At 70.4% G+C, this 23,943-nt stretch carries 24 protein-coding genes; 10 read left to right on the plus strand and 14 right to left on the minus strand.

What is annotated here, in order from left to right:
• Positions 1 to 116: 116 nt before the first annotated feature.
• Complete coding sequence (locus tag AC068D_RS15780; RefSeq protein ID WP_478823600.1) at positions 117 to 461, minus strand: hypothetical protein; 345 nt, start codon at positions 459 to 461, stop codon at positions 117 to 119.
• A gap of 54 nt (positions 462 to 515) precedes the next feature.
• On the opposite strand from AC068D_RS15780, the gene AC068D_RS15785 reads away from it, so the two are divergent.
• Complete coding sequence (locus AC068D_RS15785) at positions 516 to 1,223, plus strand: uridine kinase family protein (RefSeq protein WP_478823601.1); 708 nt, start codon at positions 516 to 518, stop codon at positions 1,221 to 1,223.
• Between the two features lie 602 nt (positions 1,224 to 1,825).
• Here AC068D_RS15785 and AC068D_RS15790 read toward each other — a convergent pair.
• On the minus strand, positions 1,826 to 2,599 hold the full coding sequence (locus tag AC068D_RS15790; RefSeq protein ID WP_478823602.1) for a SigE family RNA polymerase sigma factor: 774 nt from the start codon (positions 2,597 to 2,599) through the stop codon (positions 1,826 to 1,828).
• A gap of 194 nt (positions 2,600 to 2,793) precedes the next feature.
• On the opposite strand from AC068D_RS15790, the gene afsQ1 reads away from it, so the two are divergent.
• The 5 genes from afsQ1 (at position 2,794) to AC068D_RS15815 (ending at position 6,724) form a co-directional block, all read left to right on the plus strand.
• Positions 2,794 to 3,471: a two-component system response regulator AfsQ1 gene (gene afsQ1 / locus AC068D_RS15795; RefSeq protein ID WP_026165053.1), complete on the plus strand. Its 678-nt coding sequence runs from the start codon at positions 2,794 to 2,796 to the stop codon at positions 3,469 to 3,471.
• A 31-nt stretch (positions 3,472 to 3,502) separates the two neighbouring features.
• Positions 3,503 to 5,089, plus strand: a complete 1,587-nt coding sequence (locus AC068D_RS15800; protein WP_478823603.1) for an ATP-binding protein — start codon at positions 3,503 to 3,505, stop codon at positions 5,087 to 5,089.
• Between the two features lie 62 nt (positions 5,090 to 5,151).
• Positions 5,152 to 5,766 (plus strand): hypothetical protein, encoded by a 615-nt coding sequence (locus AC068D_RS15805; protein WP_478823911.1) that lies wholly within the window; start codon positions 5,152 to 5,154, stop codon positions 5,764 to 5,766.
• 53 nt (positions 5,767 to 5,819) lie between these two features.
• Entirely contained in the window at positions 5,820 to 6,386 is a 567-nt protein-coding gene (locus tag AC068D_RS15810) for a VanZ family protein (protein WP_478823604.1), read from the plus strand.
• A 137-nt stretch (positions 6,387 to 6,523) separates the two neighbouring features.
• The gene (locus AC068D_RS15815) at positions 6,524 to 6,724 is read left to right on the plus strand and encodes a PspC domain-containing protein (RefSeq protein WP_478823605.1); all 201 of its coding nucleotides are present in this window, start codon (positions 6,524 to 6,526) and stop codon (positions 6,722 to 6,724) included.
• A gap of 96 nt (positions 6,725 to 6,820) precedes the next feature.
• Here the strand turns inward: AC068D_RS15815 and AC068D_RS15820 are convergent, their stop codons facing one another.
• Together AC068D_RS15820 and AC068D_RS15825 are read right to left on the minus strand one after the other, a co-directional pair.
• The gene (locus AC068D_RS15820; protein WP_478823606.1) at positions 6,821 to 7,096 is read right to left on the minus strand and encodes a hypothetical protein; all 276 of its coding nucleotides are present in this window, start codon (positions 7,094 to 7,096) and stop codon (positions 6,821 to 6,823) included.
• 134 nt (positions 7,097 to 7,230) lie between these two features.
• The gene (locus AC068D_RS15825; protein ID WP_478823607.1) at positions 7,231 to 8,418 is read right to left on the minus strand and encodes an adenosine deaminase; all 1,188 of its coding nucleotides are present in this window, start codon (positions 8,416 to 8,418) and stop codon (positions 7,231 to 7,233) included.
• A 274-nt stretch (positions 8,419 to 8,692) separates the two neighbouring features.
• Between AC068D_RS15825 and AC068D_RS15830 the strand changes: the two genes are divergently transcribed.
• Positions 8,693 to 9,376: an alpha/beta hydrolase gene (locus AC068D_RS15830; protein WP_478823912.1), complete on the plus strand. Its 684-nt coding sequence runs from the start codon at positions 8,693 to 8,695 to the stop codon at positions 9,374 to 9,376.
• 273 nt (positions 9,377 to 9,649) lie between these two features.
• On the opposite strand, the gene AC068D_RS15835 is transcribed toward AC068D_RS15830, so the two are convergent.
• Positions 9,650 to 10,603: a LysR substrate-binding domain-containing protein gene (locus AC068D_RS15835; protein ID WP_478823608.1), complete on the minus strand. Its 954-nt coding sequence runs from the start codon at positions 10,601 to 10,603 to the stop codon at positions 9,650 to 9,652.
• A 62-nt stretch (positions 10,604 to 10,665) separates the two neighbouring features.
• Between AC068D_RS15835 and AC068D_RS15840 the strand changes: the two genes are divergently transcribed.
• The 3 genes from AC068D_RS15840 (at position 10,666) to AC068D_RS15850 (ending at position 13,809) form a co-directional block, all read left to right on the plus strand.
• Positions 10,666 to 11,946 carry an MFS transporter gene (locus AC068D_RS15840; RefSeq protein WP_478823609.1) on the plus strand — a complete coding sequence of 427 codons (1,281 nt, stop codon included), beginning with the start codon at positions 10,666 to 10,668 and terminating at the stop codon, positions 11,944 to 11,946.
• Positions 11,947 to 12,105: 159 nt separating this feature from the next.
• Positions 12,106 to 12,753, plus strand: coding sequence for a L,D-transpeptidase family protein (locus AC068D_RS15845; protein ID WP_478823913.1), 648 nt, complete (start codon positions 12,106 to 12,108; stop codon positions 12,751 to 12,753).
• A 69-nt stretch (positions 12,754 to 12,822) separates the two neighbouring features.
• Positions 12,823 to 13,809, plus strand: a complete 987-nt coding sequence (locus AC068D_RS15850) for a sigma-70 family RNA polymerase sigma factor (RefSeq protein WP_478823610.1) — start codon at positions 12,823 to 12,825, stop codon at positions 13,807 to 13,809.
• Here the strand turns inward: AC068D_RS15850 and AC068D_RS15855 are convergent.
• From AC068D_RS15855 to AC068D_RS15895, 9 genes are all read right to left on the minus strand, one after another.
• Entirely contained in the window at positions 13,793 to 14,125 is a 333-nt protein-coding gene (locus tag AC068D_RS15855) for an STAS domain-containing protein (protein WP_478823611.1), read from the minus strand. The genes AC068D_RS15850 and AC068D_RS15855 overlap by 17 nt on opposite strands.
• A 60-nt stretch (positions 14,126 to 14,185) precedes the next feature.
• Positions 14,186 to 14,776 carry a Uma2 family endonuclease gene (locus tag AC068D_RS15860; protein ID WP_478823612.1) on the minus strand — a complete coding sequence of 197 codons (591 nt, stop codon included), beginning with the start codon at positions 14,774 to 14,776 and terminating at the stop codon, positions 14,186 to 14,188.
• Positions 14,777 to 14,895: 119 nt separating this feature from the next.
• Positions 14,896 to 16,173 carry a thymidine phosphorylase gene (locus AC068D_RS15865; RefSeq protein WP_478823613.1) on the minus strand — a complete coding sequence of 426 codons (1,278 nt, stop codon included), beginning with the start codon at positions 16,171 to 16,173 and terminating at the stop codon, positions 14,896 to 14,898.
• 84 nt (positions 16,174 to 16,257) lie between these two features.
• Positions 16,258 to 16,680: a cytidine deaminase gene (locus AC068D_RS15870; RefSeq protein ID WP_478823614.1), complete on the minus strand. Its 423-nt coding sequence runs from the start codon at positions 16,678 to 16,680 to the stop codon at positions 16,258 to 16,260.
• Positions 16,677 to 17,948 (minus strand): ABC transporter permease, encoded by a 1,272-nt coding sequence (locus AC068D_RS15875; protein WP_478823615.1) that lies wholly within the window; start codon positions 17,946 to 17,948, stop codon positions 16,677 to 16,679. The genes AC068D_RS15870 and AC068D_RS15875 overlap by 4 nt, the downstream gene beginning before the upstream one ends.
• A gap of 91 nt (positions 17,949 to 18,039) precedes the next feature.
• Positions 18,040 to 19,149, minus strand: coding sequence for an ABC transporter permease (locus AC068D_RS15880; protein ID WP_478823616.1), 1,110 nt, complete (start codon positions 19,147 to 19,149; stop codon positions 18,040 to 18,042).
• Positions 19,146 to 20,714, minus strand: coding sequence for an ABC transporter ATP-binding protein (locus AC068D_RS15885; RefSeq protein ID WP_478823914.1), 1,569 nt, complete (start codon positions 20,712 to 20,714; stop codon positions 19,146 to 19,148). The genes AC068D_RS15880 and AC068D_RS15885 overlap by 4 nt, the downstream gene beginning before the upstream one ends.
• 214 nt (positions 20,715 to 20,928) lie before the next feature.
• Positions 20,929 to 21,978 carry a BMP family lipoprotein gene (locus AC068D_RS15890; protein WP_478823617.1) on the minus strand — a complete coding sequence of 350 codons (1,050 nt, stop codon included), beginning with the start codon at positions 21,976 to 21,978 and terminating at the stop codon, positions 20,929 to 20,931.
• 145 nt (positions 21,979 to 22,123) lie between these two features.
• Complete coding sequence (locus AC068D_RS15895) at positions 22,124 to 23,365, minus strand: amidohydrolase (protein ID WP_478823915.1); 1,242 nt, start codon at positions 23,363 to 23,365, stop codon at positions 22,124 to 22,126.
• Positions 23,366 to 23,943: the final 578 nt, after the last annotated feature.

A 23,943-nucleotide genomic window follows, 5' to 3' on the forward strand; every position in this document is an offset into this window, starting at 1 on the left:
CCCCCCCCCCCCCCCCCCCCCCCCCCCCCCCCCCCCCCCCCCCCCCCCCCCCCCCCCCCCCCCCCCCCCCCCCCCCCCCCCCCCCCCCCCCCCCCGCCGCCGTGTGCGCCGAGTGCTCAGCCCGGGGTGATGCCGCCCAGCAGAGGACCTGCGGCCGGCACGTCGTGGACCGTGCCCAGGGAGCCGGTGACTTCCCGGGAGTTGACGGGCCTGAAGTCGGCGACCTGGGTGCCCACGCCGTTGTCGAGCGGATCCACGCCGGTGTGCGCGAGCGGGTTGAGCGGAACGTGCTCGACGGGATCGCCCATGTGCCCGATGCTGCCGTCCAGCGCATGCATGGCCGCCGCCGGATCGAGGTCGCCCGTCTGAGCCGCATGGGCCGCTCCGGCGCCACCGCCGAGAGCCGCACCCACCGCGGTGACCGCGAGACCGGCCGCCCTGAGCAATGTGTGTCGTGACATGAGAATCCTGCCTGCCGAAGTAACCGGACGGACACGCAGCGTAGTTCCGATGTGATGCTCGATACCAACTGGACCTCCCGGGGATCCCCCGCGGGGGGCAATGCCTCACACTGGTGTCCCGTGAGTTCCCAACCGCTTCCGACGCGCGTCGTCCTGCTCGCCGGGCCCTCCGGGTCCGGAAAGTCTTCCCTCGCCGCGCGCTCCGGCCTCCCGGTGCTGCGCCTCGACGACTTCTACAAGGAGGGCGACGACCCCACCCTTCCGCTGGTCCTGGGCAGCACGGACATCGACTGGGACTCCCCGGACTCCTGGGACGCGGACGCGGCCGTCCACGCGATAGTGGAGCTGTGCCGTACGGGACGTACGACCGTCCCCGTCTACGACATCGCCACCAGTTCCCGGACCGGCCGGGAGGCCCTCGACATCGCGCGCACTCCGCTGTTCATCGCCGAGGGTGTCTTCGCCGCCGACATCGTGAGCCGCTGCCAGGAACTCGGTGTGCTCGCCGACGCCCTGTGCCTGCGCGGGCGGCCCTCGACGACCTTCCGTCGCCGGCTGCTGCGCGATCTGCGCGAGGGACGCAAGTCCGTGCCCTTCCTCCTTCGGCGAGGCTGGCGACTGATGCGCGCGGAACGCGGCATCGTCGCCCGGCAGAGCGCACTCGGCGCGTACCCCTGCGGCAAGGAGGAGGCCCTCGGCCGTCTGGCCGCCGCTGCGGCAGGGCGGCGCCGCCGGTCGCCCGCGTCGCCTGCGCCGGCGTAGGCAGAGGCGTTTCCGGGGCAGGCGTAGGCGTTTCCGGCGCCGCGGCGGTCGGCACTCGCCGCGGCGACTTCCGCCGTGCGGCGCGCGCCACGGCCGGCGGGGCCGCCGCGCGGTGGCCGCCCGGGGTGGCGCCGCCCGCATCCCGTCCGCCCGTGTGGCCGTGGGTTCTCGAACCGTCCGCACCCGAGTCCGTACGCGAAGAACCGCCCGTACGCGAAGAACCGCCCGTACCCGAGGAACCGTCCGTACCCGAGGAACCGTCCGTACGCGAAGAACCGCCCGTACCCGAAGAACCGCCCGTACCCGAAGAACCGCCCGTACGCGAACACCGGACGGGCCGGAGGCGGTTTCGTCCGCGGGACGGACCTGACGAAGCAGCCCCGGCACCCTCGTCGTGCGCCGGGTGAGCGATGACCCGCGCGTCGGCGACCGCCTCGACCTCCGCAGCGCGCCGGCATTCCCGACGACGCATTCGGGCCCGTGGAAACGCATTCGGGACCGTCCCGGACCTTTCGGTCCTGGCCGGTCCCGTGCGTATCCCCCGTAGCCGGGATCGTCCCCCGTGACTCCCCCGGCTCCCCCGTGCTTCCCCCGTACCGCCCTCAGGCCACAAGCTCGCCGAAGGACTCTTCCTCGTCACGGCCGAAGCTGAGGACCTCGTCCTCGCGCAGCCGGCGGAGCGACCGCCAGATGCTCGACTTCACCGTGCCGACACTGATGCCGAGGATGTCCGCGATCTCCGGGTCGGTACGGCCCTCGTAGTAGCGGAGCACCAGCATGGTGCGCTGCGGCTCGGGCAGACGCGCGAGGGCCTGCCAGAGAACCGCCCGCAGCTCGGTGCCGCGCATCGCGTCCGTCTCGCCCACCGTCTCCGGGAGCTCCTCGGTCGGGTATTCGTTCAGCTTGCGGCGGCGCCACGCGCTGATGTGCAGATTGGTCATGGTCCGGCGCAGATAGCCGCCGACCGCGGCCTTGTCGCTGATGCGGTCCCACGCCCGGTAGGTCGAGAAGAGAGCGCTCTGGAGCAGGTCCTCCGCCTCGAACCGGTCACCGGTCAGGTGGTACGCGGTCGCGTACAGGGAGGCGCGGCGCTCCTGGACGTAGGCGGTGAACGCCGCTTCGGCGTCCGTGACCTCCGGCCGGCTGCTCCGCTCCCCCGTGGCCTCCCCGTACGCGCTTCCCCCGTTGCCCCCCACACCCTCGTTGGCGTCGACGACCGTCATGTAGGCCGGTGCCGTCGCCGAAGTCCGGTGCTGGCGCCCGGCGCCGCGAACGCACCCCCGCCCGTTCACGGCGCCGGACTTCTCGTTGCTCCGCACGACGTCGTGCAGACGCGTGACAACTGCGCTTGAGGTGGTGCTGTGCAGTGCGTTCATCTCGCGCCCCCCGTCGGTTGGAGTCTGCTGTTGGGCCGTTCTCCGGCTGGTGCAGAACAGCCTGCCCGCGCCACTTCACGCCGTTGTCCGCCGACTGTCACAGGGCTGTCACAGGGGCATCCGGAGCGCCCGTGGTCACGTGAGGGCTCCGCACCTGTCGAACTAGGCCTCCCCCATGGGTCAGAATGACCTCCGTGCCTTTCCTGTTGCTGATCGAGGACGACGACGCCATCCGCACGGCCCTCGAACTCTCGCTGTCACGCCAGGGCCACCGTGTGGCCACTGCGGCGACGGGCGAGGACGGCCTGAAACTGCTGCGCGAGCAGCGGCCGGACCTGATCGTGCTGGACGTGATGCTGCCCGGGATCGACGGCTTCGAGGTCTGCCGGCGGATCCGGCGCACCGACCAGCTGCCGATCATCCTGCTGACCGCGCGCAGCGACGACATCGACGTCGTGGTCGGACTGGAGTCCGGAGCCGACGACTATGTGGTGAAGCCGGTGCAGGGCCGTGTCCTGGACGCCCGCATCCGCGCCGTGCTGCGGCGTGGTGAGCGCGAGTCCACGGACTCGGCGACATTCGGCTCGCTCGTGATCGACCGCTCCGCGATGACGGTCACCAAGAACGGTGAGGATCTGCAGCTCACCCCGACCGAGCTGCGACTCCTCCTCGAGCTGAGCCGCCGGCCCGGCCAGGCGCTGTCGCGCCAGCAGTTGCTCCGTCTCGTCTGGGAGCACGACTACCTGGGCGACTCCCGCCTGGTGGACGCATGTGTGCAGCGACTGCGGGCGAAGGTGGAGGACGTGCCGTCCTCGCCGACCCTGATCCGCACCGTCCGGGGCGTGGGATACCGACTGGACACCCCTCAGTGACTTCAACCGTGCGGAAGAACGGGACGGCACGGTGACGGGAGCCGGTGGGAAGGGCGTCGCGAAGAGAGCGATACTCGCGGGCTTCGGGTGGACCAGCCTGCGGCTACGGCTCGTCGTCGTCTTCGGTCTGGTCGCACTGACGGCCGCGGTGTCCGCGTCGGGAATCGCGTACTGGCTCAACCGCGAGGCCGTACTGACCCGTACGCAGGACGCCGCCCTGGGCGATTTCCGGCATCAGATGCAGAACCGGGTGGCATCGCTGCCCGCACGGCCGACGCAGAACGAACTGCAGACGACCGCCGAGCAGATGGCGGGGGGCAACGCCGGGTACAGCGTGATCCTGCTCGGGGAGCGCGCTGCCGGCAAGCCGATCGTCGGGGCGTCCGACCCGGACGTGTTCACGCTGGACGACGTGCCGAAGTCGCTTCAGGAGGCGGTCAACGAGAAGCAGGCGGTCACGGCCGGAAACGCATATCCGTACCACCTCTTCTGGCTTCGCACGCAGCGCGGCAACACGCCTTATCTGGTGGGCGGTACGAGGATCACCGGCGGCGGGCCCACGGGCTATCTGTTCAAGTCGCTGGAACAGGAACGGGCCGACCTGAACTCGCTCGCCTGGTCGCTCGGCATCGCCACCGCCCTTGCTCTGGTGGGCTCCGCGCTGCTCGCGCAGGCCGCCGCGACGACCGTGCTGCGTCCCGTGCGGCGGCTCGGCGAGGCGGCCAGGCAGCTCGGCGAGGGCAAGCTGGACACCCGGCTGCACGTCTCCGGTACGGACGAACTGGCCGAGCTGTCGAGGACGTTCAACAGTGCGGCCGAGTCGCTGGAGAAGAAGGTCGCGGACATGAGCGCGCGGGAGGAGTCCAGCCGACGCTTCGTCGCCGACATGTCGCACGAACTGCGTACGCCACTGACCGCGCTCACCGCCGTGACCGAGGTCCTGGAGGACGAGCAGGAGAGTCTCGACCCGATGATCGCACCGGCGGTCGCGCTGGTCGTGAGCGAGACACGGCGCCTCAACGACCTGGTGGAGAACCTGATGGAGGTCACCCGCTTCGACGCGGGCACGGCCCGTCTCGTCCTCGACGACGTCGACGTCGCCGACCAGGTCACCGCCTGCATCGACGCGCGCGCCTGGCTGGACGCGGTCGATCTCGACGCCGAGCGCGGCATCATGGCCCGCCTCGACCCGCGCCGCCTCGACGTCATACTCGCCAATCTGATCGGCAACGCGCTCAAGCACGGCGGTTCCCCGGTGCGGGTGGCGGTACGGACGGAGACCGGGAGCACAGGCGGGGACGAGCTGGTCATCGAGGTACGGGACCACGGGCCCGGCATCCCCGAGGACGTACTGCCCCATGTATTCGACCGCTTCTACAAAGCGAGTGCCTCACGGCCGCGTTCGGAGGGCAGCGGTCTCGGGCTGTCGATCGCCATGGAGAACGCGCTGATCCACGGAGGCAGCATCAGCGCGGCGAACACGACGGACGGCGACGGGGGCGCGGTGTTCGTGCTCCGGCTGCCGCGCGACGCGTCGGGCATCGCCGTGGACGGCCGGAGCGGCTCCTCCGGCCAGGTACAGAACGGCGACCGGGGAGAGGCGAGGGACGCGCGGTGACCGCAGGAACAGGTCGGGGCCGTACGTTGCGTGCCACGGTGTCCGCACGCACGAGGCGGCGGATGCGGCGCACGGCAGCGGCGGTCGCCGGGGCCCTGGTGCTCGCCGGCGGCGCCGCGGGGTGCGGGATCAGAACCACGTCGGTGCCCGTCGACGCGGGGCCGGCTCCCTCGCGTATGCCCTGCTCGGTGGCGGGGAAGGAATCGACGGGGCAGCCCACGCCGGGGGTGTTGCCGGTGCGGGTGTATCTGCTGTGCGCCTCGGCACTGGCAACCGTGGACCGCACGGCCTCGGTCTCCGAGAAGACCGCCGACAACCCGGTGCTCATCGCCGGAGTGCTTCTGCGCGAGCTGCAGGCGGAACCGTCCGCGGCCGAGCACGAGGCGGGATTCGTCACGAACGTACGAGGTCCGCTGACGGTGACGCGGGCCCGGGCGAACGATCCCGACGGCACCCTGCGGCTGAGCCGGCAGCCGGAGGACCTGCCGCCCGTGGCGCTCGCGCAGATCGTGTGCACGCTCGCCGAGAGCGAGGCCGCGGCCGACGGCGGAACGGTGGTCCTGGGCGGGCCCGGCGAGTACGCACCGCGCGGCTACCGCTGTACGGAGGATGCCAAGGTGCGCCCGGACACAGTGCTGCCGACCGTCGGCCCGCTGCCCACAGGAAACAGTTCCTGACGGACAGGTCACTCGGCGGAACCGATCCTGCCGGTCGTGTCGTCTTGGGGGTCGTGCAGCGTCAAGGTTCGGGCGGCAGTGCCGCCATCCGCTTCCGCGTGGCGGGGGGCGTCCTCCTCCTCGCCCATCTGGCACTCGTGGGGTGGCTGATGCTTCGCCCCCTCGACGTGATGTGGGTGACGGCCGCGAATCTGGAGCCACTCGCCGGTATCAAGGCCGATCTCGCGCTGGGCCCGGTCCAGGCGGCCAGACGGATCGGCGAGGGCCTGCTGCTGCTCGCGCCGCTGGGCGTGCTGCTCCCCATGGCCGGCGGTCGGCTCACCGTCTCTCCCTGGGCGTCGCTGACCCGTACGGTCGCGACGGGCGCGCTGCTGTCGCTGGGCATCGAGCTGCTGCAGACCGGAGTTCCCGGGCAGGTCGTCGACGTGGATTCGCTGTTGCTCAACACCGCGGGCGTGGCGCTGGCCCATCTGGCGGTCGTCCCGGCGGGCCGCGCCCGGCTGCGGCGCAGATGCCACCGGCGCACGGCGGGCCCCGGGAAGGAGCGGGGTCCCCTGCTCCGGGACGACACATCTAAGGGTCCGGCCCGGACGATTCCCAGGGTCGGGATCGCACCGTAGAGCGATGCTTCGTCCCTGTTCTCCGGGCGAACATGGAGTCATCGGGAGCACAGTGGAGTGGCTCCCACCCAAGGACAGGTGGTCCGGGGGAGGTGACGCCGGCCGCGCCTCCGGGACCGCCGGCGAAGGAGCCCACCATGGCCGCAATTGTCCGCCCCCACGACGGACGCATGATCGCCGGAGTGTGTACAGCGCTGGCGCGGCGCTTCGGCACATCCGCGAAGACCATGCGCGTGATCTTCCTTGTTTCGTGTCTGCTGCCCGGACCGCAGTTCCTCGTCTACCTGGCCCTGTGGCTGCTGCTGCCGTCCGAGAAGACCGCGTCGACCGCCTGGTGACGGACGGTGTGACAGCGCAGCAGGGGCGCACACCCGGTGCGGGTGTGCGCCCCTGCTGCCGTCGCCGTACGAGGCAGGAATCCCGGAACGCCGGTTCTACCGGCCGGGCAGGGCAGTGCTCACGGGCAGACCGCCGAGAAGGCCCGTGACCTGGCCCGTGGCGGCCGCCGGCAGCACCTCCGGCTTGGCCTGCTGAGCAATCCGCTGCCCGAGAGTGGTGGCGAGCGCCGGCTCCGGGAGGGCTTCGACGGCACTCAGCGGAGTACCGATCTCGGGCACCTGCGGCGCGGCGGCCGAGGCGGTGCCCGCGGCGGCGGTGGCGAAGGCGGCACCGAGGACGGCGACACCGAGGGTCTTGGCAGCGTGCTTCATCAGCGGTTGATCCTTGGGGAGGGGAAGGGGAGCGGCTCTGCAAGCTAGCCACCGCACACTCGGCCCCGCAAACGGCCGTCGGCACGCAGAAGGGCCGGGAGTCGGGACTCCCGGCCCTTTCCCCGCTCGGTCGCTCAGTCCTGGCCCACCGAGGACTCGCTGGTCGTGGCGGTCTGCCGGAACAGCCATTCGGACTTCAGCTCCGCGTAGCCCGGCTTGATCACGTCGTTGATCATCGCGAGGCGTTCGTCGAAAGGAATGAACGCCGACTTCATCGCATTGACGCTGAACCACTGCATGTCGTCCAGTGTGTAACCGAACGTCTCGGTCAGCAGCTCGAATTCGCGGCTCATGCTGGTGTTGCTCATCAGCCGGTTGTCCGTGTTGACGGTGGCACGGAAGTGCAGCCGCCGCAGCAGCCCGATGGGGTGCTCCTCGTACGAAGCGGCCGCCCCGGTCTGCAGATTGGACGTCGGGCACAGCTCCAGCGGGATGCGCTTGTCCCGTACGTATGCGGCGAGGCGCCCCAGCTTCACCGTTCCGTCGTCGGCGACCTCGATGTCGTCGATGATCCGGACTCCATGGCCGAGCCGGTCGGCGCCGCACCACTGGAGCGCCTGCCAGATCGACGGCAGCCCGAATGCCTCGCCGGCGTGGATGGTGAAGTGGTTGTTCTCGCGCTTGAGGTACTCGAACGCGTCGAGATGACGGGTGGGCGGGAACCCCGCCTCCGCACCCGCGATGTCGAAGCCGACGACGCCCGAGTCCCGGTAACGGTTGGCGAGTTCGGCGATCTCCAGGGCGCGTGCGGCATGCCGCATGGCGGTGAGGAGGGCGCCGACGCGAATGCGGTGTCCGTTCTCTCGGGCACGGCGTTCCCCTTCGCGGAAGCCCTCGTTGACGGCCTCGACGACCTCTTCGAGGGTCAGCCCGCCTTCGAGATGCTGCTCGGGCGCGTATCGGACCTCGGCGTAGACGACGCCGTCCCCCGCGAGATCCTCGGCGCACTCGACGGCGACGCGCTTGAGTGCCTCACGGCTCTGCATGACGGCGCAGGTGTGCGCGAACGTTTCCAGGTATCGCTCCAACGAGCCCGAGTCGGCGGCCTCGTGGAACCAGATGCCGAGTTTGTCGGGCTCGGCCTCGGGGAGGGACCCGTAGCCTGCGTCGCGGGCGAGATCGATGATCGTGCCGGGGCGCAGCCCGCCGTCCAGGTGGTCGTGGAGGAGCACCTTGGGGGCGCGACGGATCTGGTCCGGCGTGGGCCCCTCAGGTCCGGGGGTGGTTCCCCGGGAGGACACATGAGTGGTCTGGCTCTTCATCTGCGCACTGTAATCCCTACGCGCGTAGAGGGCCGTTACACGAACCACCCGTCGATACGTAACAGTGACCGTGCGGACGGGTGGAGTACACCCTCACTTCTGAGACTGTTCTGCCATGGCACACCACGCACTGCCCCAGTGGTGGGGGCGTTCGGCTGTCGGGTCCGTAGCGGCGCGAGCCCGGCTCGAAGCGGACGCGGCGCAAGGAGGCGGGTCGGTGGTACAGGCAAGGCTCGGTCGGCCGGTCCGGGCCCCGGACGGTGTCGTGAGCGGGGTGGTACTCCTGCTGCCCGACGGCGAGCCGGAGTCGGGCCGGGGCCCGTCGACGGTGTCGCACGCGGCGGCGCTGCCGCTTGCCCGTTCGCTGGCACGCGCGGGTCGGGCGGACGGTCTTGTCGCCCACATCGTGCGCTACCGAGGGCGGGGCTGGAACGGCACGGACGCCCGGCTCGCGGCGGACGCCTCCTGGGCGGCGGACGAGGTCGTACGGCGTTACGGAGACGTTCCCGTCTGTCTCGCCGGCCACGGCATGGGGGGCCGGGCAGCACTGCACGCCGCCGGGCACGGTGCCGTCAACTCCGTTCTCGCACTCGCCCCTTGGCTTCCGGAGGCCGATGTCGCGGCCCACCCGGAACCGGTGAAACAGCTCGCCGGCCGCCAGGTCCTCATCGTCCACGGCACGAACGACGCCCGCTCCGACCCCGAACTCTCCTACCGCCTCGCGGAGCGGGCCAAGAAGAGCAACCGCGACACCTGCCGCTTCGAGGTCCACTCCGACGGCCACGCCCTGCGCCAGTACCACGACGAAGTCCTGGCCCTGGCAGCGGACTTCGTCCTCGGCTCGCTCTTCTCGCGGGCGTACGCACGTCCGGTCGCCGACGCACTGGCGGCTCCCCCGCCGCTGGGGCTGCGGATGCCGCTGGCCGCGGGCTTCGGACGCTCACTGCGCCACCACTGAACCGGCGGTGCTTCGGGGCCGTCACGCGCCGGGCCGTACCGGCGCGCGCACCGTCGCCGCCGTCGGCGGGGGCGCGCGGCCGGCCTCGCGGCTGAGCTCCCGAGGGCCGGCGCGGCGGGCATCTCGGCCCGGCGCGGCTCCCGCCGGGGGCGCCGGACCGCCGCCCGTCGGGCACGCGCTGCCCGACCGCAGGGCCCGGGCCGTCGACGGCTCACCACGCAGGCGGCGCGCGAGGTTCATCCCGCCCCGCCCCGCCCCGTGCGGGGCCGGGGGTCAGTCCGGCAGCAGGTTCCCCCGTCGGGACAGCAGGAACTTCTTGAACGCCGCGACCGGCGGGGTGTCCGGATGGCCGTCCAGCCAGGCCACTCCGATCTCACGGACCGCACGCGGGGCCGTGACCGTCAGCTCCACGATTCCGGGGCGGGGGACGAGGGGTGGCGGCAGGAGGGCGACACCGAGGCCCGCGGCGACGAGCCCACGGAGGGTCTCGGCCTCCTCGCCCTCGAAGGCGACACGGGGGCTGAACCCCGCCTCCGCACAGAGCGCATCGGTGATCCGGCGCAGGCCGTAGCCCGGTTCGAGGGTCACGAACGTCTCGTCCGCCGCCTCCGCCAGACGGATGCGCTTGCGGACGGCGAGGCGGTGGTCGTCGGGGACGACCAGGCGCAGGCGCTGTTCGTCGAGGCGGCGGGCGACCAGGTCGGGGGCGTCCGGCACCGGGGAGGTCAGGCACAGATCCAGTTCGCCCGCGCGGAGGCGCTCGATCATCGCCTCGCCGTAGTTCTGCACCAGGGTGAAGCGCACCCGGGGATGGTCGACCCGGAAGGCGCGGATGAGCTCGGGCACCGTCTCCGAGCCCAGCGTGTGGAGGAAACCGAACGCCACCCTGCCCGCCGACGGGTCCGCGTCGGCCCGTACCGACTCAGCGGCCCGCTCCACCTCGGCGAGGGCCCGCTCCACGGATGCGAGGAAGGTCCGTCCTGCCGCCGTCAACGACACCGTCCGCCCCTTGCGGGTGAACAGCGCCACGCCGAGGTCCTGTTCGAGCCGGACCATCGCCCGTGACAGGGTCGACTGCGGCACTGCCAGCTCCTGTGCCGCCCTGGTCACATGCTCGTGCCGGGCCACACCCGCGAAGTACGCAAGGCGCGGCGCGAGCAGCAACGGCATGTCTTCTTCGTAACTGCTCGGTGACAGGCGAGCCCCTGAGCTGTACTCATGCACCATGGGAACGATTAAAGCCGTTCCATGCATTGGACGCATCAGAAGGGCGCACCTACCTTCGATGTATGCCTTCCGCAAGTACCGGGGCACCCACCGCCGTGGGTGCCCTCACCTCGCCGTCCCGTCAGCTCGCCCCCGGGCTCCCCGGCTACCGCCGCATGAGCTTCGCGCTCTTCGCCGCCGGTGTCGCGACCTTCGCCCTGCTCTACTCGACCCAGGCGCTGCTGCCCGCCGTCTCCGCCGGCCTCGGCGTCACCGCGAGCGCGGCCAGCTGGACGGTCTCCGCGGCCACCGCCGCCCTGGCTCTGTGCGTGCTGCCGCTGAGCGCGCTCTCCGAGCGCTTCGGGCGGGTGCGGCTGATGACGGTCTCCCTGGTGGTCGCGTCCGCGGTCGGCCTGCTGGTGCCGCTCGCGCCGAACCTGGAGTGGCTGGTTGCCCTCCGCGCCGTCCAGGGCGCGGCGCTGGCCGGCGTCCCGGCATCCGCGATGGCCTACCTCGCGGAGGAGGTCCGGCCGAAGGCACTCATCGCCGCGATCGGTCTCTTCGTCGCCGGCAACAGCATCGGCGGCATGAGCGGTCGCATCGTCACCGGCTGGGTCTCTCAGCTGTGGGGCTGGCGGGCAGCTCTCGCCGCGGTCGGGCTGATGGCCGTGCTCTGTGCCGTCGTGTTCCGGCTGCTGCTCCCCCGGGCCCGGCACTTCACCCCCGGCTCGCTCAACCCCCGGGCCCTCGCGAAGACCGTCCGAGGCCATCTCTCCGACCCGCTGCTGATGCGGCTGTACGGGATCGGCGCGCTCTTCATGACCGTCTTCGGCGCGGTCTACACGGTGATCGGCTACCGCCTGGTCGGCGCCCCCTTCGGTCTCCCGCAGGGCGTCGTCGGCTCGGTCTTCCTGGTCTATCTGGTCGGCACGGTCTCCTCCGCGGCGGCCGGCAGGCTCGTCGGGCGCCTGGGGCGGCGCGGCGCGCTCTACCTCGCGGTCGGCACGACGGCGGCGGGTCTGCTGCTCTCCCTCGCCGACTCGTTGGCCGCGGTGCTGCTCGGCCTGGTGCTGATCACCGCGGGCTTCTTCGCGGGCCATGCGGTCGCCTCCTCCGAGGTGAGCCGTACCGCGAAGACCGGCCGCGCCCAGGCGTCGGCGCTCTACCAGTCGGCGTACTACCTGGGCAGCAGCGCGGGCGGCACGCTCGGTGCGATCGCCTTCCACTCCGGCGGCTGGGCCGGCACGGTACTGCTGGGGCTGCTGGCCGTCCTCGGCGTCGTGTCGATCACTCTGTACGGGTCCTATGCCGCCCGGATCCGGCAGCGCGGGCCCGCCCTGGCGGCGGCAGCAGCGGGCCGCTGAGAAATCTCCGGAAATCCACCACCACTTCCCTGCAACTCCGGCACCCCTGGAAGCGTCCAACGGTCAGAGCAATCGCTCTGGCACACAGGGGAGTTGGTGACCTTGGAACGTGCACGGAAGATCAGGAGACGGGGCGGCGTCGCCCTCGGCATCACGGGGATGGTGGTGCCGCTGACGCTGGCGCTCGGCGCCGCCCCGGCGCAGGCGGCGTCCTGCACCACATCGACCGGGCCCTACCAGGCGAAGGTCGAGAAGTTCCTCGGACTCCGCGTCGACGGAAGGCAGTCGGCGGCCGACTGCAAGGCCATACAGAAGTTCCAGAAGGCGCACGGCATCACGCCGACGATCGGCTATGCGGGACCGATCACCTGGCGCACGATGAACACGATGCTGGCGCAGCGGGCGGCGGGCAACACGCCCAACAAGGCGGGCAAGTGCCCGACCAACAGGGGCCGGATCGCCTGTGTGGACCTGACCCGGCAGCTGAGCTGGATCCAGGACGGTGCGCGCCTGAAGTTCGGGCCGGTGCCGGTGCGGACGGGCCGGGACGGCGCGGAGACCCGGACCGGGTCGAAGAAGATCTACTACCGCAGCATCAACCACTGGTCGACGATCTACCACGTGCGGATGCCGTACTCGCAGTTCTTCGACGGCGGAATCGCGTTCCACTCGGTGACCAAGTCGATGTACAACCCACCGGGCTCGGGCGGCTGCGTCAATATGCGGCCTGCGGATGCCAGGACGTACTGGAACCTGCTGAGGAACGGGGACGACGTCTACGTCTACGGGCGCAAGCCGGGAACCTGAGCCCCCTTTGTCAGTCCACTCCTGTAGCGTCCGAAGGGCCGGTGACGACGGGCGACAGGGGTGGTTCCGATGAGTGATCTGGCAACGACGCGGGACCTCGATTCCCGCCTCGAGCAGTACCGGAGAGAGCTGACCGGCTACTGCTACCGCATGCTGGGCTCCGCCTTCGAGGCGGAGGACGCCGTCCAGGACACGATGGTGCGCGCCTGGAAGAGCTTCGAGAAGTTCGAGGGGAGATCCTCCCTGCGCTCGTGGCTCTACCGCATCGCGACGAACGTCTGCCTGGACATGCTGAACGCGGGCAATCGCCGGGCCCGCCCGATGGACCTGTCCGCCGCCACACCGGTGGCCCAGGCCCAGCTGAACGCCCGTCCGGAGATCACCTGGCTGGAGCCGGTGCCGGACGGGCGGGTGCTGCCATCGGTGGCCGACCCCGCCGACAGGACCGTCGAGCGGGAGACCATCCGGCTGGCGTTCGTCGCGGCGCTCCAGCATCTGCCGCCGAAGCAGCGCGCCGTGCTCATTCTGCGGGAGGTGCTGGCCTGGAAGGCCGCCGAGGTCGCCGAGCTGCTGGGCACATCGGTCGCCTCGGTGAACAGCGCGCTGCAGCGCGCCCGCGCCACCCTCGCCGCATCGGCGCCCGCGGAGTCGGACGCCGCGGATCCGCTCGACGATGAGCAGCAGCGGCTGCTCGAGCGCTATGTCGCGGCCTTCGAGGGGTACGACATGAAGGCGCTGACGGCGTTGCTCCACGAGGACGCGACCATGTCCATGCCGCCGTACGACCTGTGGCTGCGCGGCCATGACGACATCGTGGGCTGGATGCTCGGCGTGGGCGAGGTCTGCCGCGGTTCGAAGCTGGTCCCGACCACGGCGAACGGCTCGCCGGCCTTCGCGCAGTACCACCCCGGCGAGTCCGGTGACGGCTACGAGCCCTGGGCCCTGATCGTCCTGGAGGTCAGGGACGGCAAGGTCGGCGGAATGGACTTCTTCCTGGACACCAAGCGCTGGTTCCCGCTGTTCGGGCTGCCGGAGCGGCTCAGCGCGGAGGCCTGAGGACCACGGGCAGGTCCTGACCGTCGTCCCCCGGTCCGTCGCCGAGCCCGACGAAGGCCAGCAGCCCGAGGAGCTCGGGTCCGGCGTTCCTCAGCCGCAGGTCATGGCCGAGGCGCCGGGCCGTGAGCCGCAGCCGGGCGACGGCGTTGACGGCGTTGATGTCGACGGCGGTGAGTCCGGCGGCATCGCAGATGACGTCGGGGACCCCGATCCCGGTCACGCTCTGTTCCTGCAGCCGTGCGCACAGCAGCGGAACATCCGCCGGGGTGATCCGGCCGACGAGCTCGAGAACGATCGGCTGCCGTGTGCTGTCCACATGGGTAGGACGGCCGCGGGAGCGACAACTCATCGCCCCTGACCGGGACCGGTTGGACCGTCAGTCGACGGGGAAGGTGCTGGTGTCGATCGTCAGGTCGAAGTGCGCGGGCAGATGGATCTCCTCGCCGTACTTCACCGTGTCGAGCACGCGGTACATCCCGTTCTTCGGCTCCCCGTAGAGCGTCGCGGTGGGGCGACCCGAGTGCCAGCTGTCGAGCAGCAGGTACAGCGGCACTCCCGCCGTTGCGTAGCCGTGCAGCTTCTCGACCCGGTCGTGATTCGCGTGGGACTTCGAGGTGATCTCGACGACGAGCTCGGCGGCTGCCGCAGGGATGCAGTCGCCCGACTCCCTCAGGGCCGACTCCGGAGCCACGACCAGATCCGGGATGAACATTCCCAGACGGGACGGGATGGCGACGGCGAGGGTCTGATAGATGCCCCAGTCCTCGGGAATCACCCTGTACACGCGCCGCTGAACCTTGTCAGCGACGCTGTTGTGGCTGTTCGCGGGGGTGGGTGACACGGTGACGATCCCCTCGATGATCTCCACCTTGCAGCCCTCGGGTGCGTCTGTCTCCTCCCAGATCCGGACGACGTCGTCCCACTCGTGGCCCTGGGCCGTCGGGGGTTCGACGGTGAGTGCGCTCATGGCGGTCTCCTCTGTCGGTGCGTCACCGATCCCAGCATGCCGAACGGGACCGGCGGGGGGCCACCGGTCCCGTTCACTCGAATGAGGCCACCGGCATATGCCCGGCGGTGCCCGAGGGGTCAGGCGATGCGGTCCAGGACGATCGGGTTCGGGGTGAAGTCCGCGCCCGTCGAGGAGATGTCGTACGCGCCCTCCAGGGACTCCAGGGCGTACGCGAACTTCTCGGGGGTGTCCGTGTGCAGGGTCAGCAGGCGCTGGCCGGCGGTCACCGGCTCGCCGGGCTTCGCGTGGATCTCGATGCCGGCGCCGGCCTGCACCGGGTCCTCCTTGCGGGCGCGGCCCGCGCCGAGGCGCCAGGCGGCGACACCGACGCCGTAGGCGTCGAGACGGGTGAGGACACCCGACGACGGGGCGGTGATCACGTGCTGCTCGCGGGCGACCGGGAGTTCGGCGTCCGGGTCGCCGCCCTGCGCGGCGATCATGCGGCGCCAGACGTCCATCGCGGAGCCGTCGGCCAGTGCCTTTGCGGGGTCGGCGTCCTTGATGCCGGCCGCGACGAGCATCTCCTGGGCGAGGGCCACGGTGAGGTCGATGACGTCCTGGGGGCCACCGCCCGCGAGGACCTCGACGGACTCGCGGACCTCCAGGGCGTTGCCCGCCGTGAGGCCGAGCGGGGTCGACATGTCGGTGAGCAGGGCGACGGTCTTCACCCCGTGGTCCGTGCCGAGGCCCACCATGGTGGAGGCGAGCTCGCGGGCGTCCTCGATGTTCTTCATGAAGGCGCCGGAGCCGACCTTCACGTCCAGGACCAGGGAGCCGGTGCCCTCGGCGATCTTCTTGGACATGATCGAGGAGGCGATCAGCGGAATGGCCTCGACGGTGCCGGTGACGTCCCGGAGCGCGTACAGCTTCTTGTCGGCCGGGGCCAGACCATCGCCCGCGGCACAGATGACCGCGCCAGTGGTGTCGAGGACGTCGAGCATCTCCGCGTTGGACAGCAGGGCGCGCCAGCCGGGGATGGACTCCAGCTTGTCGAGGGTGCCGCCGGTGTGGCCGAGACCGCGGCCGGACAGCTGCGGCACGGCGGCGCCGCAGGCGGCCACGAGGGGCGCCAGCGGCAGCGTGATCTTGTCACCGACACCGCCGGTGGAGTGCTTGTCGGCGGTCGGGCGGGACAGCGAGGAGAAGTCCATGCGCTCGCCGGACGCGATCATCGCCGCGGTCCAGCGGGCGATCTCGGCGCGGTTCATGCCGTTGATCAGGATCGCCATGGCCAGCGCCGACATCTGCTCGTCGGCGACCACGCCGCGGGTGTACGCGTCGATCACCCAGTCGATCTGGTCGGGGGTGAGTTCGCCTCGGTCGCGCTTGGTGCGGATGACGGAGATGGCGTCCATGTGCTTCGGGGATCCTTCCGGGTCGAACCAGGTAGTACGAAAGTGGTGCGGCCCCTCCGCCCGAAGAGCGGAGGGGCCGCGGGGCTAGCCGAGCTTGTCCGGGCCGAGCTGCTCGGGGCCGAAGGCCAGGGGCAGCATCTCGGCCAGCGTGAGGATGCCCTTGGCGGTCTCCAGCAGCAGACCGGGCCCGCCGAACTCGTAGAGCAACTGGCGGCAGCGCCCGCACGGCATCAGCACGTCGCCGTTCCCGTCCACGCAGGTGAAGTGCGTGAGCCGGCCGCCGCCCGTGGCCTGCAGCTGCGACACAAGACCGCACTCGGCGCAGAGCGACAGTCCGTACGAGGCGTTCTCGACGTTGCAGCCGACGACCGTGCGGCCGTCGTCGACGAGGGCGGCCGCGCCGACCGGGAAGCCCGAGTACGGGGCGTACGCATGGGACATCACGTCCCGTGCGGCCTGACGGAGGGCGTCCCAGACGGCGGGGTCGGCGGCCGGGGCGGACGTCACTTGCCCTGGCCCTTCTTGTAGGGCAAACCGTCCGCCTTGGGCATTCTCAGCCGTTGCGCGGACAGCGCGAGCACCAGCAGCGTGGTGACGTACGGCGCTGCGTCCACGAACTGGCTCGGCAGGGTGGTGGTCAGCGAGTACCAGGCGAACATCAGGGCGGAGACGCCCAGGCAGATCGCGGCCTGCCAGTGCTTCTTCTTGTACAGCTGCCAGGCGAAGGCGAGCACCAGCAGGATTCCCACCAGCAGAAGCATGGCGTGGACGTTCTCGGCGCCACCGCGCAGCTTGAGGCTGTCGGTGAAGCCGAAGAGCCCGGCGCCGAGCGCCAGTCCGCCCGGCATCCAGTTGCCGAAGATCATCGCGGCGAGACCGATGTAACCGCGGCCGCCGGTCTGGCCCTCCTGGTAGATGCCGGTGGAGACGATGGCGAGGAAGGCGCCGCCGAGGCCGGCCATCGCGCCAGAGACGATCACCGCGATGTACTTGTACTTGTAGACGTTGACGCCGAGCGACTCGGCGGCCACGGGGTTCTCACCGCAGGACCGCAGCCGCAGACCGAAACCGGTGCGCCACAGGATCCACCAGGTCGCGGGGATGAGCAGGATCGCTACGACGGTCAGCACGGACAGGTTGGTGACCAGACCGCCGATCACGCCGGCGAGGTCGGACACGAAGAACCAGTGCTTGGCCTGGAGATCTGCCAGCCCGTCCGAAAGACCCGGGATGGTGATGTCCGCGATCTGCTCGATGCGCGGGGACTGCTTGGAGGAGCCGCCCTCGGCCTCGGCGAAGGTGAAGTCCGAGAGGTAGCGGGTGACACCGACGGCGAGGATGTTGATGGCCACACCGGAGACGATGTGGTTGACGTTGAAGGTCACCGTCATGAGCGCGTGCAGCAGACCGCCGATCGCGCCGCCCACGACACCCAGCAGGACACCGGTCCACGGACCCCACTGGTAGCCCGCCCAGGCACCGAACCAGGTGCCCAGGATCATCATGCCCTCGAGACCGATGTTGACCACACCGGCCCGCTCGGCCCACAGACCGCCGAGGCCGGCGAGGCCGATGGGCACGGCCAGCTGGAGGGCGCCGGAGACCTGTCCGACGGAGGTGAGGTCGTTGGCACCGCTGATCATGCGCACCAGCGAGAACAGCGCGAGACCGGCCGCGATCATCAGCATGATCACGGGCAGGGACAGCTTGCGGCGTCCGCCGCCCTTCTTCGGCGCGGTCGCCGCGGCCGAAACAGTGCTCGTGGACTCGCTCATGCCGTCCTCAATTCGATCGCTTCTCCGCCCGCGCGGCGCAGAGGCGCGGCCTTCTTGGTCATCTGCGGCCCGGCGGCCTTGCGTGCGTCGCTCACCGGACGACCCCTTCCTTGTTCTTGCGGGCCTGGGCGGCAAGCTGCTCGCCGACCTTCTGCTGCTGGCGGCGGAGCCCGTACTGGCGGACGAGTTCGTACGAGACGACGACGGCGATCACGATCAGGCCCTGCATGATGATGGCGATCTCCTTCGGGTAGCCCTCGAGGCCGAGGCCCTCGGCGGTCTTCTCCAGGAAGGAGATGAGCAGGGCGGCGAAGAAGATCCCGACGGGGCTGTTACGGCCGAGCAGCGCGATGGTGATGGCGGTGAAGCCGACACCCACGGGGAAGCTCAGGCTGTAGGTGTGGGTCTGGCCCAGCAGCATGGGCATACCGGAGAGACCCGCGACCGCGCCGGAGATCAGCATGGCGGTCATGACCATCTTCTTGGCGTTGACACCGCTCGCCTGGGCGGCGGACTGGCTGGCGCCGGTGGCGCGCAGGTCGAAGCCGAAGCGGGTGCGGTTGAGCACGAACCAGTAGACGATGCCGAGCGCGAACGCGATGAAGGTGAAGCCGTAGACGCTGCCGCCCTCGAGCTCGAGCCCCGGGAACCAGCCGGACTCGGCGATCTCGCCGGTGGTCAGGTCGTTGGAGCCCTTCGGCTGCACACCGAAGTTGGCGGGCAGGATCATCCACGCGATGAGGCTGGTCGCGATGGCGTTCAGCATGATCGTGGAGACGACCTCGCTGACCCCGCGGGTGGTCTTCAGAATGCCCGCGATACCGGCCCAGAGCGCGCCGACGGCCATGGCCACGAACACGATCAGCAGGATGTGCAGCGGACCGGGGAGCTCGACCGCGGCACCGACGACGGCCGAGAGCATGACCGCGAGGCGGTACTGGCCGTCGACCCCGATGTTGAACAGGTTCATCCGGAAGCCGATGGCAACGGCGAGCGCGGCGAGGTAGTAGATACCGGCCTGGTTGACGACGAGCACCTGAACATCGGTGTACTCGATCTGCTCCACCATGAGCGCGTACGGCTCGAAGGGGTCGAGGCCCGAGACGAGGAGCACCACCGAGGTGAGCAGGAAGGCCACGACCAGGGCGAGCAGCGGGCCGGCGATGCCGAGGAGCAGCCGGTCCTTGTCGAACTTCTTCATCGGCCCTCACCGTTCTCGTTGTGCTCAAGGTGGCCGGTGGCGGCGCCGGTCATGGCCGAGCCCAGCTCCTCCGGGGTGATCGTGGCGGGGTCGGCGTCCGCGACCAGCCGGCCGCGGTACATCACCCGCAGGGTGTCGGAGAGCCCGATGAGCTCGTCCAGGTCGGCGGAGATCAGCAGCACCGCCAGGCCCTCACGGCGCGCCTCGCGGATCTGGTCCCAGATCTGCGCCTGCGCGCCCACGTCCACGCCGCGGGTGGGGTGGGCCGCGATGAGCAGCTTGGGCGCGTGGCTCATTTCCCGGCCGACGATCAGCTTCTGCTGGTTGCCGCCGGAGAGGGAGGCGGCCGTGACCTCGATGCCCGGGGTACGGACGTCGTAGTCGCGGACGATGCGCTCGGTGTCCTTGCGGGCGGCCTTGATGTCGAGCAGACCCCGCTTGCTGTTGGGGCGCTCGGTGACATGGCCGAGGATACGGTTCTCCCAGAGCGGGGACTCCAGCAGCAGACCGTGCCGGTGGCGGTCCTCGGGGATGTAGCCGATCCCGTCCTCGCGGCGCTTGCGGGTCGGCACGTGCGAGATGTCGGCACCGTCGAGGGTGATCACACCACCGTCGGGGTCGCGCATGCCCATGAGGGCCTCGATGAGCTCGGTCTGGCCATTGCCCTCGACGCCCGCGATCCCCATGACCTCACCCTTGTGGATGGTGAAGGTGATGCCGGCGAGGACCTCGCGGACGACGCCATCGGGGTCGGTCTCGGCCAGCCGGAGGCGGTTCACGTCGAGCATCGGCACCGTGGTGACCGTCGACTCGCGGGTCTCCGGCGAGGGCAGTTCGCTGCCGACCATCAGCTCGGCGAGCTGCTTCGGCGTGGTGGTGCGGGGGTCGGCGGTGCCGACCGTCGTGCCACGGCGGATGACCGTGATGTCGTCGGCGACCGACAGCACCTCGCCCAGCTTGTGGGAGATGAAGATGACGGTCAGACCCTCGGCCTTGAGCTCGCGCAGGTTGGCGAAGAGCGCGTCGACCTCCTGCGGGACGAGCACGGCGGTCGGCTCGTCGAGGATCAGGGTGCGGGCGCCGCGGTAGAGGACCTTGAGGATCTCCACGCGCTGGCGGTCGGCGACACCGAGCTGCTCGACCAGGACGTCGGGGCGGATGTTCAGCCCGTACGCGTCCGAGATCTCCTTGATCTTCTTACGGGCCTTCGCCCCGATGCCGTACAGCTTCTCGCCGCCGAGGACGACGTTCTCCAGCACGGTGAGGTTGTCGGCCAGCATGAAGTGCTGGTGGACCATGCCGATGCCGGTGGCGATGGCGTCGGCCGGGCTGTGGAAGCTGACCTGGGTGCCGTCGATGGTGATGGTGCCCTCGTCCGGCTTCTGCATGCCGTAGAGGATCTTCATCAGGGTCGACTTGCCGGCACCGTTCTCACCGACGAGGGCGTGGACCGTGCCCTTGCGGATGGTGATGTCGATGTCGTGGTTGGCGACGACGCCGGGGAAGCGCTTGGTGATGCCGCGCAGTTCTACAGCCGGCGGCGTTGACGGACTGGACGCGTTGATGACGCACTCTCCTTGGCGGAAAAGGAGCGAGGGAGGGCAGGGCTGGGCTGGGGCTGTCGCGAGCAGGGGGGTGGGGCGAAGTTATCGCGCCGGAGAGGGTTCTACGCGCGTAGCGATATCAAATACCGAAAACCCGTGGCCAGAACCTGGCCCGGGGTCCGGAGGGGCTGTAGCCAGCCCTCCCCGGACCCGCGGACCGAATTCCGGCTACGCGTTACGGAGCGGTCTTGACCGTGATCTTACCGGCGGTGATCTCGGCCTTGGCCTTGTCGACCGCGGAGACCACGTCGGTCATCTTGGTGAAGGCGGGGTTGGAGGTGGCCAGGCCCACGCCGTCCTTGTCCAGACCGTAACGGATCTCACCGGACTGCGGCTTGCCGTCCTTGACCGACTTGATCAGGTTGTAGACGGCGCCCGAGACATCCTTGGTCACCGAGGTGAGGATGTACTGCTTGTAGGCCGAGAGGCCCTTCTGGTTGTACTGGTCCGAGTCGACGCCGATGGCCCACTTCTTGGCCTTGGCGGCGGCCTCGATCGAGCCGGAACCGGCGAGACCGGCGGCGGCGTAGATCACGTCGGCACCCGCGTCGATCTGGCCCTGCGCGGCGGCCTTGCCCAGGTCGGGCTTGGAGAAGCCACCGAAGTCCGGCGGCTGCGTCAGGTACTGGACCTTGACGTTGACGTTCTTCTTGGTGTCCTTGACGCCCTGCACGAAGCCGGCCTCGAACTTCTTGATCAGCGGGGTCTCGACGCCGCCGATGAAGCCGACCGTGTTGGACTTGGTCACCTTGGCGGCGGCGACGCCGGCCAGGTAGGAGCCCTCTTCCTCGTTGAAGACCATGTTGGCGATGTTCTTGCCGGTCTTGGAGGTGTCGTCGATGAGACCGAAGGTGGTCTTCGGGAACTTCGGCGCGACCGCCGCGATGGCCGGGGCGTAGGCGAAGCCGACGCCGATCACCGGGTTGTTGCCGGCGCGAGCCAGCGACGTCAGGCGCTGGATCTTGTCCGGGTCCGCCTCGCCCTCGCTGGGCTCGGCCTCGGTGCCCTTGACATCGAGTTCCTTCTCGGCCTTCTCGAGACCGGCGTAGGCGGCGTCGTTGAACGACTGGTCGCCGCGGCCACCGATGTCATAGGCGATGGCGGCCTTGACGCCGCCGTCGTCCGAGCCAGCCTCGGACGACTTCTTGCCGCCACACGCGGTGGCGGACAGTGCGAGAGCCGCGGACGCGATGCCCACGGTGGCGATCCTGGTGATCCGGCGCACTGGGGGGCTCCTTTAAACCTGACCGAAAGCGCCACTTCCGGCGCTGGTTTTCCGCGATCGTAACGCGCGTAGATGTCAGGTAAAGACGTGTTCGACAGCCGTTATCGGATCGTCGCGAAGGACGAACGTCAGATGAACTGTCCGATTACGAACGGTGGCCGTCCAGCAGGGCCGCGGCAGTGAAGAGCTCCACACCAACACGGATCGCCTCCTCGTCCACATCGAAGTCGCCCCGGTGCAGGTCAAGCCTTGCACCCGACCCCGGCGGACGCACACCGAGCCTGGCCATGGCCCCCGGGACGTGCTCCAGGTACCAGGAGAAATCCTCACCCCCCAGGCTCTGCTCGGTGTCCTCGACGGCGAGGGCCCCGCGGCGGGCGGCGTGGGCTTCGTGCAGCAGTTCGGTCACGACGGGGTCGTTGACGACCGGCGGGACGCCACGGACGTAATTGATCTGCGACTTGGCCCGGTGCAGCGTCGCGACCTCGTCGATCGCGGCATGCACCAGGTCGGGGGCCTCGCGCCAGGCGTGCAGATCCAGACAGCGGACGGTGCCGGAGAGCTCGGCGTGCTGCGGGATGACGTTGCAGGCGTGGCCGGACTCGATGCGGCCCCAGGTGAGCGCGAGCCCGGCCCGGGCGTCGACGCGGCGGGACAGCAGCGCCGGGACCTCGGTGACGACCTTGGCGGCCGCGGTGACCAGGTCGGTGGTCAGATGCGGGCGGGCGGTGTGGCCGCCGGGGCCGTCGAGGGTGACCTCCAGCCGGTCACAGGCGGAGGTGATGGGACCGGGGCGCAGGCCGATCCGCCCGGCGTCGACCCGGGGATCGCAGTGGACCGCGATGATCCGGCCCACTCCGTCCAGTACGCCGCACTCGATGGCCTCGGCCGCACCGCCGGGAAGTACTTCCTCCGCCGGCTGGAAGATCAGCCGTACGGCGCCCGGCAGCAGGCCCTGCTGGTCCAGTTCGGCGAGCACGAGCCCGGCACCGAGCACCGCCGTGGTGTGGACGTCGTGGCCGCAGGCGTGGGCGCGGTCCGGCACGGTCGAGCGGTACGGCACGCCCGTCTTGGTGTCCGGGATGGGGAGGGCGTCGATGTCGGCACGCAGCGCGAGCATGGGCCGCACGCCGTCCCAGGTGCCGATGTCGCACATGAGTCCCGTGCCGGTGGCGAGCACCTGGGGGCGCAGACCGGCTGCCTCCAGCCGGGCCTTGAGCGCGGCGGTGGTGCGGAACTCCTGGTTGCCCAGCTCCGGGTGCATGTGCAAGTCCCGGCGGAAGTGGATCAGTTCCACGCGCAGGGAGTCGGACAGCGTACCGGGCAGCAAGGCTTCTCCAGGCAGCACGGCTTCGCCGGGCAGATCGGCATCGGGCTCGCGGGACATCAACTGGTTCACCCGTTGAAGAGTAGGCCCCTTCAAGGCCCAACTAACTCGAGATCAACAAAAGTTCAGCCCGATAGGGGAAAGAAAACGCGTCTGACGACGCATGGCTGTTGGCTGGTGTGGGTAACCTCACCTGTCTTTGACCACGATATGGACAACCGGGCGTGCTGTCGCGCCAGAGGCACCCGTTGGGGGCTGGTGGGCGCGACATCCGCCGTCCCGCCGGACCGTGATCACCGGCCGCAGGGCCGCGGCGGGCCGCCTGCGGTACGGGTGGGCCGGCCGGAGCGCAGCCCGGAGCGCCGCGGCCGGGGGTGCGGGTGTACCGGCGGGCCCGGCAGCCGGCTCCGGGACCCGTGCGGGCGCGTGTCCCCGCAAGTGCCGTCCGCCCGAAGGGATGCCTGGGGTGCCCGGTGCGGGCTGGGCAGAATCGGGGCGCGGGCGCCCTGGGACGGAACGCGTTCGAGCGCTCCGACGACGCGGCGGGCGCGTGCGCAGGGCGTCGTCTCCGGGCCGGGCCGGCGGGACCTGCGGACACGGCCCGGTGCGGCGACCGGAAGAGCCTGCCGGGAAGCACG

Source organism: Streptomyces sp. NPDC043861 (genome assembly GCF_056435905.1).

Bases quoted from the DNA above. Each gene is read 5' to 3' on its own strand.
- AC068D_RS15835 (WP_478823608.1), bottom strand. From the start codon at position 10,603: ATGGTGCATGAGTACAGCTCAGGGGCTCGCCTGTCACCGAGCAGTTAC.
- AC068D_RS15815 (WP_478823605.1), top strand. From the start codon at position 6,524: ATGGCCGCAATTGTCCGCCCCCACGACGGACGCATGATCGCCGGAGTG.
- AC068D_RS15805 (WP_478823911.1), top strand. From the start codon at position 5,152: ATGCGGCGCACGGCAGCGGCGGTCGCCGGGGCCCTGGTGCTCGCCGGC.
- AC068D_RS15880 (WP_478823616.1), bottom strand. From the start codon at position 19,149: ATGAAGAAGTTCGACAAGGACCGGCTGCTCCTCGGCATCGCCGGCCCG.
- AC068D_RS15845 (WP_478823913.1), top strand. From the start codon at position 12,106: ATGGTGGTGCCGCTGACGCTGGCGCTCGGCGCCGCCCCGGCGCAGGCG.
- AC068D_RS15865 (WP_478823613.1), bottom strand. From the start codon at position 16,173: ATGGACGCCATCTCCGTCATCCGCACCAAGCGCGACCGAGGCGAACTC.
- AC068D_RS15840 (WP_478823609.1), top strand. From the start codon at position 10,666: ATGCCTTCCGCAAGTACCGGGGCACCCACCGCCGTGGGTGCCCTCACC.
- AC068D_RS15780 (WP_478823600.1), bottom strand. From the start codon at position 461: ATGTCACGACACACATTGCTCAGGGCGGCCGGTCTCGCGGTCACCGCG.
- AC068D_RS15825 (WP_478823607.1), bottom strand. From the start codon at position 8,418: ATGAAGAGCCAGACCACTCATGTGTCCTCCCGGGGAACCACCCCCGGA.
- AC068D_RS15790 (WP_478823602.1), bottom strand. From the start codon at position 2,599: ATGAACGCACTGCACAGCACCACCTCAAGCGCAGTTGTCACGCGTCTG.
- AC068D_RS15860 (WP_478823612.1), bottom strand. From the start codon at position 14,776: ATGAGCGCACTCACCGTCGAACCCCCGACGGCCCAGGGCCACGAGTGG.
- AC068D_RS15820 (WP_478823606.1), bottom strand. From the start codon at position 7,096: ATGAAGCACGCTGCCAAGACCCTCGGTGTCGCCGTCCTCGGTGCCGCC.
- AC068D_RS15785 (WP_478823601.1), top strand. From the start codon at position 516: ATGCTCGATACCAACTGGACCTCCCGGGGATCCCCCGCGGGGGGCAAT.
- AC068D_RS15875 (WP_478823615.1), bottom strand. From the start codon at position 17,948: ATGAGCGAGTCCACGAGCACTGTTTCGGCCGCGGCGACCGCGCCGAAG.
- AC068D_RS15850 (WP_478823610.1), top strand. From the start codon at position 12,823: ATGAGTGATCTGGCAACGACGCGGGACCTCGATTCCCGCCTCGAGCAG.
- AC068D_RS15895 (WP_478823915.1), bottom strand. From the start codon at position 23,365: ATGTCCCGCGAGCCCGATGCCGATCTGCCCGGCGAAGCCGTGCTGCCT.